The 14881-nt window shown below is 69.1% G+C and carries 14 protein-coding genes; 6 read left to right on the plus strand and 8 right to left on the minus strand.

The window, feature by feature from the left end; genetic code table 11:
- Positions 1-113 precede the first annotated feature (113 nt).
- Positions 114-983, minus strand: coding sequence for a TetR/AcrR family transcriptional regulator C-terminal domain-containing protein (locus AC069H_RS16545; protein WP_478232859.1), 870 nt, complete (start codon positions 981-983; stop codon positions 114-116).
- A gap of 87 nt (positions 984-1070) precedes the next feature.
- Between AC069H_RS16545 and AC069H_RS16550 the strand changes: the two genes are divergently transcribed.
- Positions 1071-2870, plus strand: coding sequence for a right-handed parallel beta-helix repeat-containing protein (locus AC069H_RS16550; RefSeq protein WP_478232860.1), 1800 nt, complete (start codon positions 1071-1073; stop codon positions 2868-2870).
- Between the two features lie 132 nt (positions 2871-3002).
- On the plus strand, positions 3003-3569 hold the full coding sequence (locus AC069H_RS16555) for a hypothetical protein (protein ID WP_478232861.1): 567 nt from the start codon (positions 3003-3005) through the stop codon (positions 3567-3569).
- Between the two features lie 26 nt (positions 3570-3595).
- On the opposite strand, the gene AC069H_RS16560 is transcribed toward AC069H_RS16555, so the two are convergent.
- The gene (locus AC069H_RS16560; RefSeq protein ID WP_478232862.1) at positions 3596-4969 is read right to left on the minus strand and encodes an aminotransferase-like domain-containing protein; all 1374 of its coding nucleotides are present in this window, start codon (positions 4967-4969) and stop codon (positions 3596-3598) included.
- A 31-nt stretch (positions 4970-5000) separates the two neighbouring features.
- On the opposite strand from AC069H_RS16560, the gene AC069H_RS16565 reads away from it, so the two are divergent.
- A complete protein-coding gene (locus AC069H_RS16565) occupies positions 5001-6191 on the plus strand; it encodes an aminotransferase class V-fold PLP-dependent enzyme (RefSeq protein ID WP_478232863.1) in 1191 nt (396 codons plus the stop codon).
- Positions 6192-6245: 54 nt separating this feature from the next.
- On the opposite strand, the gene AC069H_RS16570 is transcribed toward AC069H_RS16565, so the two are convergent.
- The 4 genes from AC069H_RS16570 to AC069H_RS16585 form a co-directional block, all read right to left on the minus strand.
- Positions 6246-8288, minus strand: coding sequence for a M3 family metallopeptidase (locus AC069H_RS16570; RefSeq protein WP_478232864.1), 2043 nt, complete (start codon positions 8286-8288; stop codon positions 6246-6248).
- A gap of 103 nt (positions 8289-8391) precedes the next feature.
- Positions 8392-9102, minus strand: coding sequence for a histidine phosphatase family protein (locus AC069H_RS16575; protein WP_478229477.1), 711 nt, complete (start codon positions 9100-9102; stop codon positions 8392-8394).
- 106 nt (positions 9103-9208) lie between these two features.
- Positions 9209-10048: an undecaprenyl-diphosphate phosphatase gene (locus AC069H_RS16580; RefSeq protein WP_478229476.1), complete on the minus strand. Its 840-nt coding sequence runs from the start codon at positions 10046-10048 to the stop codon at positions 9209-9211.
- Positions 10048-11094 (minus strand): LLM class F420-dependent oxidoreductase, encoded by a 1047-nt coding sequence (locus tag AC069H_RS16585; RefSeq protein WP_478232865.1) that lies wholly within the window; start codon positions 11092-11094, stop codon positions 10048-10050. Before AC069H_RS16585 ends, AC069H_RS16580 begins: the two co-directional genes overlap by 1 nt.
- Positions 11095-11230: 136 nt before the next feature.
- Here AC069H_RS16585 and AC069H_RS16590 point away from each other — a divergent pair, with 136 nt between their 5' ends.
- From AC069H_RS16590 to AC069H_RS16600, 3 genes are all read left to right on the plus strand, one after another.
- Positions 11231-12196, plus strand: a complete 966-nt coding sequence (locus AC069H_RS16590) for an aldo/keto reductase (RefSeq protein ID WP_478229475.1) — start codon at positions 11231-11233, stop codon at positions 12194-12196.
- Positions 12197-12309: 113 nt separating this feature from the next.
- Complete coding sequence (locus AC069H_RS16595) at positions 12310-13323, plus strand: YncE family protein (RefSeq protein ID WP_478232866.1); 1014 nt, start codon at positions 12310-12312, stop codon at positions 13321-13323.
- A complete protein-coding gene (locus AC069H_RS16600) occupies positions 13320-13541 on the plus strand; it encodes a DUF5703 family protein (protein ID WP_016334446.1) in 222 nt (73 codons plus the stop codon). The genes AC069H_RS16595 and AC069H_RS16600 overlap by 4 nt, the downstream gene beginning before the upstream one ends.
- Here AC069H_RS16600 and AC069H_RS16605 read toward each other — a convergent pair.
- Entirely contained in the window at positions 13534-14277 is a 744-nt protein-coding gene (locus tag AC069H_RS16605) for an SRPBCC family protein (RefSeq protein WP_478229473.1), read from the minus strand. The genes AC069H_RS16600 and AC069H_RS16605 overlap by 8 nt on opposite strands.
- Entirely contained in the window at positions 14278-14874 is a 597-nt protein-coding gene (locus AC069H_RS16610) for a winged helix-turn-helix domain-containing protein (protein ID WP_007029600.1), read from the minus strand. It lies immediately after the preceding gene.
- Positions 14875-14881 lie beyond the last annotated feature (7 nt).

Consider the following 14881-nt stretch of genomic DNA (forward strand, 5'->3'; position numbering starts at 1 on the left):
GGGCAACCCTAGCCAGGGCCCCCGACAGTCTTTGCAGGTTTTGTCGTCGGCTTAAAGTTGATCTTGTCAATCACCCGACTGAATAGGTCGTTATACACTTTGAATCGACCGAATCAGTCCGACTGAGCCTGACGACGCCGATAGGCGCGTTGCTGACACGCCCTCGAGCAGTAGTCCCGCGGCCTGCCCCGCCCTCCCCCATCCAGCGGCTTACCGCAGACGACGCACTCCCCTCCCCCAGTTTCGTCACTGATTACCTCACTCCCCTGGCTTTGGATGAGCGCCTCGACACCGTCGAGGGTCCGCCGCAGCCCGAATTCGAAGGTGTCCAGTTGAGCATCCATTCCCCCGGCCTTCCACAGCCGCTCCAGTGCCGGATAGCGGTCCAGGCGCTCGAAGAGGGACTCGCGTTCGCTCCACCAGCGCTCATGGGTCACCCCCGTGCGCCGCTGGAGCTCCGCGGCCTCCCCCGCCTGACGCACGGCCGACTCGACGAATCCGCCCACCAGGTTCACCACCGCGATCACCTCCGCCGGCGCCAAACCGCTACGCGAAGCCACGTCCAGCGCGTGGTCGTAGCCGGCCATGATGTTCGGCCCCGGGAGTCGGCGGGACCCGGAGCTGTGAACCAGCCACGGATGCCGGTGGTGCATCTCCCAGGCCCGCCGCGCCCAGCGTTCGAGGCCCGCTCGCCAGCCGAGCCCGTTCGAAGCCCCCATCGGGAACTCGCCGTACACCGCGTCACGCATCAGTTCCACCAGTTCCGCCTTGCCGGGGACGTACCGGTAGAGCGACATGGTGGTGGTACCGAACCGTTCCGCGACCTTGCGCATCGACAGCGAGGCAAGCCCTTCGGCGTCCGCGACCTCGACGGCCGCCGCGACGATCCGGCCGAGGCTCAACCCGGGCCGCTCCGGCTCGGACGTTCCCCACAGCAGTTCGATCGCGCGCTCCGGATCCGGCTGCGTGTCGTCTTTCGCCACCGCTACTCCCTTGACGCTCTTCACTCGCTCGTGTTTAGCTGATAAACCTCAGTATATCCCATATACCTCCCGCAGGAGCGCTTCAGCATGCCCGAAATCAGGTTCTTCGTATCCCCGGACGGCAGAGACGACTGGCCCGGCACCGCCGAACAGCCGTTCGCCAGCCCGAAAGCCGCGCAGGTGGCCGTCCGTGCCGCGACGGCCACCATGACCGGCGACGTCATCGTCTCTTTCGCGGCAGGTGTCCACCGCCTGGACGAACCCCTTGTCTTCACTGACACACAGGGCGATTCCGGGTCGAACGGCTTCCGCGTGATCTTCCAGGCACACGGCTACGGAACAGCCGACCAGGCCGAGGTCGAACTGAGCGGCGGCCGCGAGATCACCAGCTGGACGACGGGCGACGACGGCGTCTGGACCGCGCCGATCGGCGACCTGGCGCCACGACAGCTCACCGTCGACGGCAAACCCGCGGCACGAGCGGCCCGCACGGACGGACTCCCGGGAAACGTGATGAAAACAGCGGCAGGTTACGTCACGGACAGCACGGAGCCTCAGGCGTGGCCGGACCCCTCCGGGCTGGAGTTCGTGTATCCGGGCGTCTACCCGTGGTCCGAAGCCCGGCTCGCGGTCGCGTCGATCTCCGGTGACGCCTCCTCGACCACGATCACCATGGCTCAGCCCGCTTTCGACCATGCCAAATCCCTCTACGACGCCAAGTGGTACGGCGCCGGTGGCGACGGCTCCTGGGACGGCCTCGCCGCACCGTCCACGCTCGAGAACAACGTGGCTTTCCTGACCGAACCGGGAACATTCGCCGTCAGCCGCATCGACACAGGCGAGCACGTCCTGCATTACCGTCCTCGTCCCGGAGAGGAGATCGGCGAGACCAGCGTCGTCGCTCCGGTGCTCGAGACGCTCATCAGCGGACGAGGTGTGCACGACCTCGTGCTGCGCGGCTTCACCTTTACCGACGCGACCTGGTCCGGTCCTGCCCGCACCGGCGGCTACCTGCACTATCACGGCAACGCACGCTACGAGCGGGGTGACTTCCAGAAGATCGACCTCGGCGCGGACGTGGGCTATGTCCACGTGCCCGCCGAGCCGGTCCAGTTGCCCGCCAACGTCAGCCTCACGTCGGTCAGCCGGGTCTCCCTGGAGGACAACCATTTCACCCGGCTCGGCGCGGGAGGACTGCTGATCGAGGACGCCACCGACGTGCGGATCCGGGCGAACGTCTTCGACGAGATCTCGGGCAGCGGGATCGCCGTCCACATGAGCACCCGGGTCGCGGTCGAAGACAACCTCGTCCACCACATCGGCACCGAGTACCGCGGTTCGTCCGCCGTCCTCGTGGTCGAGTCGGCGGAGACCATCGTGGCACACAACGAGATCCACGACGTCCCGCACAACGGCATCGTGATCACCGGCGGCGAGCGCGCCAAGGGCACGCAGGTGATCTCGAACCTCGTCGAGCGCAGTTTGGGGAAGCTCATGGACGGCGGCGGGATCTACCTGTCGGCCCCACAGGGCTCGTCGTTCGCCGGTGGGGCGCTGGTCCGGGGCAACGTCATCCGCGACGTCCTCACCTCGTACAACTTCGGCCTCTACACCGACTACGGCGCGGCGTGGATCACCGTTCTCGGCAACATCGTCCACCGGGCCGACACCCCGATCGTGCTCCAGGTGGGACCGCCGATGGAGCACGTCGCCTTCGTCGGCAACTTCTGGGATGCCCTGCCCGACGGCTACGACACCCCACCCGAGACGGTGACCGTGGCCGGGAACACGGTGCTGCCCAAGGAGAGTTTCGACGAGGCCGTCCGGGCGGACCCGGCGGGCGCGGACATCCTCGCGCGGGCGGGCCGCCGCGGTCTGGAACGATGATCACCGCTCCTGCCGGGCGCGAGTCCGGCAGGAGCCGCTCCGGCCACGATTCCCGAGGAGACCACGCGCGATGCCGACGCAGACCACGGAAGCCCCGGGACCCGCCGACGTCTCGCGCGGATCGCGACCGAGGTGCTCGCTCCTTGGGTCTGGGTGCTCGGTCTCCCGCTGATCGTCGCCTGGAAGGTCACCGGATATCACGTCGGCGAGACGGTGCTCTGGGGTCTCGTCGTCGGCGTCACCGGCTCGCTGATCCCGATGGCCGTGATCGTGCGCGGCGCCCGGAAGGGCAAGTGGGACAGCCACCATGTCACCGATCGCGCCGGACGGCTCGTCCCGTTCGCGGTCTGCATCGGCTCGCTGACCGCCGGCTTCGCCGTCTTGATCGTCGGCGGTGCCCCGCACGAGATGATCGCGCTCGCGGCCGCCGAGCTCGTCTGCCTGGTCACCGCGCTCGCGATCACCTTCGGGCTCGAGTTCAAGGTCTCGATGCATGCGATGGTGGCGGCGGGTGCGGCCGTGATGCTGATCCGTGTCCACGGCCCCTGGCTCGCACTGGTCTTCCTCTGCGTCGCCTGGGTCTGCTGGTCCCGCGTCGAACTCGGAGATCACACCAAAGCCGAAGTCACGGCCGGGATGGCCGCGGGTGTCGTCCTTGGCGGTGGGGTTTATCTGTTGCTTGAGGCGGTTCTGGCTTGAGCCACGCCGTATAGGTCGTTATACATTCAACCTAATCGCCTGATGCCTTCGGCGAGTTCGGCGACGTCGGCCGCGGCGGCGAAGCCGAGCCGGAGGAACGGTCCGGCTGGTTCGGCGGCGAAGAACCGGTCCCCCGCCCCGACCACGACTCCCCGCTCCCTCGCCGCGCGGGCGACCGCGTTCGCGTCACTCCCCGCCGGTAGCCGCACCCACAGGTGGAGGCCGCCCTCGGGCAGCCGCGCGACAGTCCACTCAGGACGCTCCCCTGCCAGCGCCGCGGCCGCCTTTCCGCACCGCTGCCGTAGTTCGGAGCCCAGTTTCCGCACGTGACGTTCCCAGGACGGCGCGCTGAGCAGTTCGAGGGCGGCCTCCTGCAGTGGACGGGAGACGAAGAAGTCGTCGACCTGCCGGATCGCCTTCATCCGGTCGAGGACCGGCCCTCGCGCGATCACCGCGCCGATCCGAAGACTCGGCGCGGCGGCCTTGGTCACCGATGTCAGATGGACGACCGTGCCGTCCCGGTCGTCGGTGATCAGCGGACGCGGTGCGGTCACCCCATGGGAGAGATACCGGGCGAAGTCGTCCTCCAGGACGAACGCGCCCGCCGCCCTGGCGACGTCCAGCACCCGCGTGCGCCGTTCGGCCGCGAGCACCGTCCCGGTCGGGTTGTGGAAGGTGGGCTGGCAGTAGAAGAGCCGGGCGCCGGTCATCGCGAACGCCTCGGCCAGCAGATCCGGGCGGACTCCGTCGTCGTCGATCGGCACCGGCACCGGCCGGAGCCCCGCCGCCCGGGCGGCGGCGAGCGCTCCCGGATACGTCGGCGATTCGACGAGGACCGGGCTTCCGGGCGCCGCGATCGCCCGGAACGCCATGGACAGCCCACTCTGCCCGCCCGCGGTGATCAGGACGTCGTCCGGCGAGGCACCGGCCGGCCCCGCGAACACCGACCTCAGCGTGGGCAGACCGGCGGCCGGCGCGCGGTCCCAGGCGTCCGGACGGCGGCCCGCCCGCGCCAGCGCCGCACTCAGGAAGCGAGTCGCCTGCAGTGACCGGTGCGGATAGCCGCCGTCGAGGAGGATGGCGCCCTCCGGTGGCGGGCCGAGGGCGCCGGTGAGGGATCTGGTGTCGACGCTGCGATCGGTCAGCGCGACCGTCTGCCACGCCGTGTCGAGCGGTTCGCCCACCGTCGTCGCCTTCGCCGCCACGTAGGTCCCGCTCCCGGGGCGAGTCACGACCGTGCCCTCGGCTGCCAGCAGGGCGATCGCGCGAGAGACCGTTCCCGGGCCGACCCGGTAGCGCTCGATCAGCTCCCGGCTACTGGGCAGCCTCTCCCCCGCGGCCGCAGTGCGGATGAGCGAACGCAGCTGGGCGACGAGTGTGGAAGTGCTACTATCCGACATGAAGCGACATGATAGTGCTACTGAGATTCTGGTGGGATCACTACTGGACGTCCCGGCCCTGCGAGCCGATACCCCGGGCAGCGAGAAGGTCGTCCACTTCAACAACGCGGGCTGCGGGCTCCTGGCGAGGCCGGTACTGGCCGCGATGCTCGATCACCTGAATCTCGAAGCCGAGACCGGCGGGTACGAGGCCGCCGCGGCGCGCGCGAGCGAGGTCACCGGCTTCTACGACGAGATCGCGGCCCTGATCAACGCGAGGCCCCGCAACATCGCCTTCGCGGCGAGCGCCACCCACGCCTACTCCACCGCGCTTTCCTCGATCCGCTTCGAGCCCGGCGACGTCGTGCTCACCACCCGCAACGACTTCATCTCCAACCAGATCGCGTTCCTGTCGCTGCGGAAGCGGTTCGGAGTCGAGGTCGTGCACGCACCGGACTCGCGGGAGGGCGGTGTCGACGTGGAGGCCATGGCCACCCTGATGCGCTCGAGGAAGCCGAAGCTGGTCGCCGCAACGCACATTCCGACCAACTCGGGCCTCGTCCAGCCGATCGCCGAGATCGGGCGGCACTGCCGGGAGCTCGGCCTGCTCTACCTGGTCGACGCCTGCCAGTCGATCGGCCAGTACCCCGTCGACGTTGAGGAGATCGGAGCCGACCTGCTCACTTCGACGTGCCGCAAATTCCTGCGTGGTCCGCGCGGTTCGGGGTTCCTGTTCGTCTCCGACCGGTTCCTCGACGCCGGGCACGAGCCGTTGTTCATCGACATGCACGGAGCCCGCTGGAGCGCGCCCGGCGCGTACGAACCGGCGAAGTCGGCTTCCCGGTTCGAAGAATGGGAATTCCCGTACGCCACCGTGCTCGGCTGCGCCGCCGCCGCTAGGTATGCCCGTGAGGTCGGTCTGGAGGCGATCTCACGGCGCACGCCCGCGCTCGCGGCGAGACTGCGGGGCGGGCTCAGCGCCATCCCGGGCGTCGAAGTGCTCGACCGGGGCCCGGAGTTGGGCGCGCTGGTGACGTTCTCCATCAAGGGCTGGGAAGCGGTGCCCTTCAAGGAGGCGATGGACGCCCGCCGGATCAATTCGGCGCTGAGCTACCGGGAGTTCGCGCAGTTCGACTTCGGCGACAAGGACGTCGAGTGGTGCCTGCGGCTGAGCCCGCACTACTACAACACCGAACGGGAAGTGGACGACGTGGCCGCTGCCGTCGCCGAGCTGGCCGCCTGAGCGCGGTTCCCCGCCTGGACACTGGGGGTGTCCAGGCGGGGAACCGTCGGGAGGTCAGGCGCCCGCGAGGCCGCGGCGCTTCAACAGCGGCTCGATCTCCGGGTCGCGGCCACGGAACGCGCGGAAGGCCGCCATCGGGTCGACGCTGCCGCCCCGCCCGAGGAGCTCGCGGCGGAAGTGGTCGCCGTTCTCCCTGCTGAGCCCGCCGTTCTCACGGAACCACTGGACGGTGTCGGCGTCGAGGACCTCGCTCCAGATGTAGGAGTAGTACCCGGCGCTGTAGCCGCCACTGAAGATGTGCGCGAAGTACGTGGTGCGGTAGCGCGGCGGCACGGCTTCCAGCGCGGCACCGGCCTTCGTCAGCGCCTCGGCCTCGAACCGCTGGACGTCCTCGACGTTGTCCTCGGTGCCCAGCGCGTGCCACGCCTGGTCGAGGAGGGATGCCGCGAGGTACTCGGTGGTCGAGAAGCCTTCGCCGTACTGCTGCGACGCCAGGAGCTTGTCGATCTGCTCCTGCGGCAGCGGCTCACCGGTCACGTGGTGTTTGGCGTAGTTGGCCAGCACCTCGGGCCAGAGCATCCACATCTCGTTGACCTGCGAGGGGTACTCGACGAAGTCACGCGGGACGTTGGTGCCCGAGAACATCGGGTACTCGACATCGGAAAGCAGCGAGTGCAGCGCGTGCCCGAACTCGTGGAACGCGGTGACGACCTCGTCGAAGGTCAGCAGGGTCGGCTCCCCCGCCGGTGGCTTGGCGACGTTGAGCACGTTCACCACGACCGTCTTCGTGCCCAGCAGCCTCGTCTGGTCGACGAAGTTGTTCATCCAGGCGCCGCCGCGCTTCGAGTCGCGGGCGTAGTAGTCGAGCAGGAACAGGCCGAGTTCCGTGCCGCCGGCGTCGAAGACCTCGAAGATCCGGACCTCGGGGTGATACTTCGGCAGGTCTTCCCGCTCGGTGAAGCTCAGGCCGTACAGCTTGGACGCGGCGAAGAACACGCCGTCGGTCAGCACCCGGTTCAGCTCGAAATACGGGCGCAGCGCGGCGGTGTCGACCTCGAACCGGTCCTTGCGGACGCGTTCGGCATAGAACGCCCAGTCCCACGGCCGCAGGATCGCGCCGGGGATGTCGGCTTCGAGGTAGCGCTGCAGTTCTTCGGCCTCCGCCTTGGCGTTGGCGACCGCAACGGGCGCGAGCCGTTCCAGGAGACCGACAGCGGCCTGAGCGGTCTTCGCGGTCTCGTCCTCGATGACGTACGAAGCGTGGTCGGGGAAGCCGAGCACGGCGGCCCTTTCCGCACGCAACCGGACCAGCTGGGCCACGACCTCGTTGTTGTCGAACTCGTTGCCCCGGTTGCCACGGGAAACCGATGCGGTGAAGATCCGCTCACGAAGAGCGCGATCCTCCAGCGAGGCCAGCGCGGCCTGCGCCGTCGGCAGGGTCAGCTTGAGGACGTACTTGCCCTCCTCGCCGGCGGTTTCGGCGGCCGTGGCGATCTCGTCCTCGCCGAGACCCGCGAGTTCCGCGACGTCGTCGACGACCACGGCCAGTTCGTTGGTGTCCTTGAGCAGGTTCTGCTGGAACCGGGTCGACAGCGTCGAAATCTGCTCGTTCAACTCGCGCAGACGCTTCTGGTCGGCTTCGGGAAGACCGGCGCCGGCGCGGCGCACGTCGGTGTGGTGACGCTCCAGCAGGCGCAGCGATTCGGCGTCGAGGCCGAGTTCGTCCCTGCGCTCGAACAGCGAGTCGATCCGGGCGAACAGCGCCGGGTTCAGGTTGATGGCGTCGGCGTGCGCGGCCAGTCGCGGCGCCATCTCGGCCTGCACGCGCTGGATCTCGTCGTTCGCGTTCGACCCGGCGAGGTTGAAGAACACGCTGGAGACACGGGACAGCAGCCTGCCGGACTTTTCGAGCGCGACGATGGTGTTCTCGAAGGTCGGCGGCTCGGCCGAGCCGGCGATTTCCTCGATTTCGGCGGCGTGCTCGGCCAGGCCCGCTTCGAAGGCGGGAAGGAAGTGCTCGTCGGCGATCCGGTCGAACGGCGGAAGGGCGTAGGGCAGCTCACTCGGCGCGGCGAACGGGTTGTCCTGCGAAATCATCGGTGTTGCTCCCGGGTCGTCGAATCTGCTGGTCTGGCCACCTTACGGGCAGTGAGGGGCCGGTGGATGCCGTCCGTGGCGGTGACGCCACCGACGGCGGTGGTCACGCTCCGGTGGTACCGCCCACCACCGCGTCGGAGCTGCGTTTTCCCTTGCCGCGCTTGGCTTTGGCCTTCGGTTCGGGTGGGGCGACACCGGCCAGGTCGCCGCCGTTGTCGTTGACGCGCAACACGAACGGACGAGTCTCGGTGTACCGGACGACCGAAACCGACGCCGGATCGACCACGATCCGCTGGAAGGAATCGAGATGCTGGCCGAGCGCGTCGGCGAGGATCGCCTTGATCACATCGCCATGGCTGCATAAGAGCCACACCGCGTTTTCGCCGTGCTTCGCGGTGATCCTCGCGTCGTGCGCGCGAACGGCGGCGACCGCCCGCGCCTGCATCTCGGCGAGCCCTTCCCCGCCAGGGAAGACCGCGGCCGAGGGATGCGCCTGCACGACGCGCCACAGGGGTTCCTTGAACAGATCCTTGAGCGCGCGCCCGGTCCATTCGCCGTAGTCCACTTCGGACAAACCTGGCTCTTTGAGCTTGTCCAGACCGCGTGCCTCGGCCAGCTTCGCGACCGTCTGGCGGCAGCGGAGCATCGGCGAGACCACCAGCTCGGCGAGCGGGACCGGCGCCAGGCGCTCGACGAGCGCGGCGGCCTGCGCCCGGCCGGTGTCGTCAAGGCCGACCTTGGGCGTGCGCCCGGCCAGGACGCCCGAACCGTTCGCCGTGGACTTGCCGTGGCGCAGAAGGATCACAGTACTCACGTGGCCCACCCTACGTGTCGTGCTTTGCCCGGCTACGCGATTCGTCCTCTGGATGCGGTCCTTGCGCGTGCAAGGACCGCATCCAGAGGACTAAATGCGTGAGGATCTACAGGTGCGGGCCCGCGCCGGGGTCCAGGACACCGGTGAAGATCAGCACGAACAGCAGGACACCGAGTACGAGCCGGTAGATCACGAACGGCACGAAGCTCTTGGTCTTGATGTAGGACATCAGCCAGGCGATGACGGCGTACCCGACGCCGAACGCGACCAGCGTCGCCAGGATCGTCGGCCCCCACTGCGCCGGGGCGCCGTCCTTGCCGATGTCGGTCAGCTTGTACAGCCCCGAGCCGAACACCGCCGGCAGCGCCAGCAGGAACGAATACTCCGCGGCCTCCGCGCGGGTGTAGCCGAGCAGCAGACCGGCGCTGGTGGTGCCGCCGGAACGCGAGACACCCGGGATCAGCGCCAGCGCCTGGGCGAACCCGAAACCGAGGCCGTGCGGCACGGTCAGGTGGTCGAGGGTCCGCTGCTGCTTCCCGATGCGGTCGGCCACCAGGAGGATCAGGCCGAACACGATCAGAGTCGTCGCGGTGATCCGCAGGTCACGGAAGGTTTCGTCGATGGCGTCCTGCAGCAGCAGGCCCAGCACCACGATCGGCATCGAGCCGACGATGATCAGCCAGCCCAGCCGGGCGTCGGGGTCCTGGCGCCAGTCCTTCTTGTAGATCGAAAAGAACCAGGCGCGGAGGATCTTCCCGATCTTGGCCGAGAAGTACAGGATGACCGCGAGTTCGGTACCGATCTGCGTCACCGCGGTGAACGCGGCGCCCGGGTCGTCCCAGCCGGCGAGCGCCGCGGTGATCCGCAGGTGCGCGCTGGAGGAGATCGGCAGGAACTCGGTCAGGCCCTGGACGAGACCCAGGACCAGCGCTTCGAACCATCCCATCAGGCGACACCGGCCGTTTCGATGGCCCCGGCCGCGATCTCGAGGGCGCGTGCGGAGCCCTCCGGGTCCGGCATGGCGGGCGCGACGGTCAGCGTCGTGACGCCGGATCCGGCGAAGGCCTGCATCCGTTCGGCGATGCGCTCCTTCGGCCCCAGCAGCGACGTCGCGTCGATGAACTCCAGCGGGACGGCGGCCATGGCGCCCTCGTAGTCCCTGCCCAGGTACTTCTGCTGGACGTCGGCGGCTTCGCGCTCGAAGCCCATCCGGCAGGCGAGCTGGTTGTAGAAGTTCTTCTCCCGGCTGCCCATCCCGCCGATGTACAGCGCCGCGTACCCGCGGACAGCGTCGGCGCAGGCCTTCCAGTCGTCACCGACAACGAGCGGGACGGTGGGGACGACGTCGAAGCCGTCGAGGGTGCGTCCGGCCTTGTCCGCGCCGGCCTGGATCAGTTTCAGCTGCTCACCGGCGTGCTCGGGCGAATAGAACACCGGCAGCCAGCCGTCCGCGATCTCGCCGGTCAGTTCGAGGTTCTTCGGGCCGATGGCGGCCAGGTACACCGGAATCTCGTCGCGAACGGGGTGCACGGTCAGGGTCAGCGCCTTGCCGGGCCCGCCGGGCAGGGGCAGCTGGAAGTGGTCGCCGTCGTACCGGACCCGCTCGCGGCTCAGCGCCTTGCGGACGATCTCGACGTATTCGCGGGTGCGGCCCAGCGGCGACGCGAACTTCACGCCGTGCCAGCCCTCGGAGACCTGCGGGCCGGAAACACCGAGGCCGAGACGGAACCGGCCGCCGGAAAGCGTGTCCAGGGTCGCGGCGGTCATCGCGGTCATCGCCGGTGTCCGCGCCGGGATCTGCAACACCGCGCTGCCCACGTCGATCCGTGAGGTCTGCGCCGCCACCCATGAGAGCACCGTCGGCGCGTCCGAACCGTAGGCCTCCGCGGCCCAGACGACCGCGTAGTCCAGTTCGTCCGCCTTCTTCGCCAATGCCAGGTTGGCCGCGTCGTTTCCCGCGCCCCAATAGCCCAAGTTCAGTCCGAGTCGCACGGCGTGAATGTATCCATCGGAGTGTCACTCCTCCGTTCAGGGTGTTGACAGCCGATGACCCGCACGGTGGTACTCGATCACGACACGCTCACCTGCTCCGCGTCCAGCACTTGCCTTCCGGCTAGGCTCGCCCGTCGTGGAAAAGCGACAGCTCGGCCGGTCGGGACTTCGGGTCTCGCGGATGGCCCTCGGGACCATGACGTGGGGTGGCGACACCGACTCGGAGGAGGCGGCCAGCCAGCTGGTCGCGTTCGTCGACGCCGGGGGCACCCTGGTCGACACCGCCGACATATACGGCGAGGGCGAGAGCGAACGCGTCCTCGGGGCGTTGCTCGGCGATCTCGTCCCCCGGGACGACATCGTGCTCGCGACCAAGGCCGTGGCCCGCCGTACCGACGGCCCGTTCGGTGGCGGTGCCTCACGCGGCGCCCTCTTGAGCGCGCTCGACGGCTCGCTGCGACGGCTCGGCACCGACCACATCGACCTGTGGCAGCTGCACGCGTGGGACACCACCGTACCGGTCGACGAGACCCTCGGCGCCCTCGAGTACGCCGTGACCAGCGGCAAGGTCCGCTACGTCGGTGTCTCCAACTACTCGGGCTGGCAGCTGGCGACCGCCGCGGCCCGCGGCTCCGCCGCCGCTCCGCTGGTCTCGACGCAGGTCGAGTACTCGCTGCTGGAGCGCGGGGTCGATCGCGAAGTCGTCCCCGCGGCGGAGCACCACGGCATCGGGCTCCTGCCGTGGGCGCCGCTCGGCCGGGGCGTGCTCACCGGCAAGTACCGCAGCGGGACCCCCGCCGATTCGCGCGGCGCTTCGAGTGTCTTCGCGGGCTATGTCGAACATCACCGGACCGATCGCGCGGCCCGGATCGTGCAGGCGGTCGCGACGGCCGCGGACGGCCTCGGCACCTCGCCGCTGGCGGTCGCGCTGGCGTGGGTCCGCGACCGGCCCGGAGTGGTCGCGCCCGTGGTCGGAGCCCGTGACACCGGTCAGCTGACCGGTTCGCTGACGGCCGAGGAGATCACGCTCCCGCCCGCCATCCGCTCGGCGCTCGACGACGTCAGCGCGATCGAGGTCGGATACCCGGAACGCGGCCTCTGAGCCGTCTCGAATACTGGATTAGGTGACTGTTGGGTGACGCTGACGTGACGTGGTGGAGTTCCAGGAGGATGCTGGACAAGTCCGTTCGACGAGTAGCAGGTGGAGGCACCAAGGTGGGTCGGCTGTCCGCCGTTTCCCGGATCGCGATCCCGCTCGCCGGTGTCCTGGTGCTCTCGTCCTGTAGTACGGACGACACGCCGAACGACTCCTTGCAGATCGTGCAGAACCCCGTCGCGGCCACCGCGGCGGTCTCCCCCGCGGTGACGGTCAAGCCCGCGGGGTCGGTGTTCGCGGTGCCGGGTGTGAAGGCGCTGGTGACCGACGAGGCGAGCAAGACGCTGGTCGCCGCGGTTTCGGAGCCGCCGTCGCTGCGTATCTATGATCTCGCCGCCCTGGACTCCCCTGAGACGACCGTGGCCTTGCCGGGTCCCGCCGAGCGGCTCACCGTCTCCGGTTCCCAGGTGCTCGCCAGCGTCCCTGGCAAGAGCATGCTGGCGAAGGTCTCGCTGCCCGGTGGCGCGCTGGAGACGGTCCCGGTCGCGGGGCAGCCGTCGGCCGGTCTCGCCGACGGTGAAGCGACGCTGGTCTCGGTGCGGGACCGCAAGGCCGTCGAGGTGCTGTCGAAGAACGCGGGACCGAAGACCATCACCGGCCAGATCTACAGCGCCGACGACGTGCTGAACACCGGTGACGGCGTGGTCGTGCTCGACAAGCTCCGCACCGCCCTGTTCGCCGTCGACCTCGACGAGGGCAAGATCGGCGAGGGCCTGCGGGCGGGCGACGGCGCGGCCAACGCCGTCACCGACGATCTGGGACGCGTCTTCGTCACCGACGCGCGGGCGGGCGCGCTGCTGGCGTTCTCCACGACGCCGTTGCTGCTGCGCCAGCGCTATCCCGTGCCGGGCGGGGCGTACGGCATCGCCTACGACCGCACCCGTGGCCTCGTCTGGGTCACGCTCACCGAACGCAACGAGGTAGTCGGTTTCGACGTCCGCGGTGGAGAACCGATCGAGAAACACCGGTTCCCCACCGTGCGGCAGCCAGATTCGGTCACCGTCGACGAGCAGGGCGGCCGTGTGGTCGTCGGCTCGGCCATCGGAGAAGGGATCCAGGTGATCACGCCATGACAGTCGTGGACGAGGCGGTGGTCGAAGGGGATTGGGAGTACCGGCGGTTGCAGCTTCCGCCCGGTGTTTCCCGGCGGGCGGCGGCGACGCAGCTGTCGATCCACGCCGAGTTCGCGGGCTGGGAACTGTCGACCGTCCGGCTCTACTCCGATGGGACCAGGAGGGTGTGGTTGCGCCGCAAGCGCACCGCCACACCCCTGCCCGGCCTCATCACTTGAACACCCGGCCGAGCCACTCGGCCCAGAGCGCGTCCTGTTCCGCGGAGTCGACGTCGCCGAACAGGTGATGCATCGCGCACATCGGCCCGGCGAAGCCGCGGACGAACCTCAGTAGCGCGTCCGCGGTCCGGATCCCGACCGTCTGCGCGTTCGCGAAATAGACCTCGCCGTCCACAGTGGACACCGGGCCGGTGGACAGGCGGACCCGGTCCCCCGTCCGCGGCCGCCCGGCGAGGCCGAGTTCCCGGCCCAGCGTCGGCCAAGCGCTGTCCCAGTCCGCGATCATCGGCCCGAATACGGTCACCGGCACCGCTTTCCGGCCGGCGAAACGGTTGAGGTACTCGACGAGGGTGCGGAGGAACAGCTCGCCGCCCGCGGTCATAGCCTCGAACTCGTCTTCCCAGTCGTCGCCAGGCAGGAAGCCGCTTGTCACGGTCCGCAGCACGGTGCTGCCGCCGGACCGGCCCTCGATGAGGAACTCGTAGGCGACGAAGCGTCCGTCCGGCGCGGGTTCCGTGCCGTAGACCAGGCGTTCCAGCGGGTCCCACGCCGTGATCGCCGAGGTGGGTTCAAAGCCGCCGAAAGCGGTCTTCACAGTGCCGCCGACGCCACCGTCGACCTCGTTGCGTCCCATGAACCATGACGTGATCCCCGGCCCGGTCGCGATGGCGTCCCAGACCTGTTCCGGCGTCGCGTCGATCTCGACGCGGTCGGTGATCTCGAATTCGTGGCCCATTCAGCGCTCCTCGGGCTCGGTGCGGACGCTCGGGTGGACGGCGACGACGATCCGGTGATCGCGGCCCTGTTCGGCGCCTTCGTCGTGGTACTTGCTCACCAGGTTCGTGATCGCGACGGTGAGCTCTTCGGCGAACGCGGCCCTGTCCGCGGCGGAGGAGAACCGCACCTCGCCGTCGATCGCGAAGGTCGCGACCCGTTTGCGTGCCTTGGTCGCTCCGGTGATCAGCAGGCCGACGTCGCGCACCAGCCTGCCGGCCACGGCCAGCAGCCAGCGTGCGGACAGGCGGTCCGGCGACTGGGCCGGATCTGGTTGCACGGCTGAGAGCGCCGTCGGCGAGATGACGTACGACGACGCCGTCGCGCGCATCATGCGCTCGGTGACGTTGCCCTTCCGCCGTTCCTCGACCAGCTCCACGAGCCCGTGCTTCTCCAGCGCGCGAAGGTGGTAGTTCACCTTCTGTCTCGGCAGATCGACCCGCGCGGCCAGCATCGTGGCCGACGCCGGTTCGGCGAGTTCGGCGAGCAGCCGGGCCCGGACCGGATCCAGCGACACTTCGGCCGCTTCCGCGTCCTCGATCACCGCAACGGAGAACATGCCCAGA

The organism is Amycolatopsis sp. NPDC043887, from assembly GCF_056435665.1.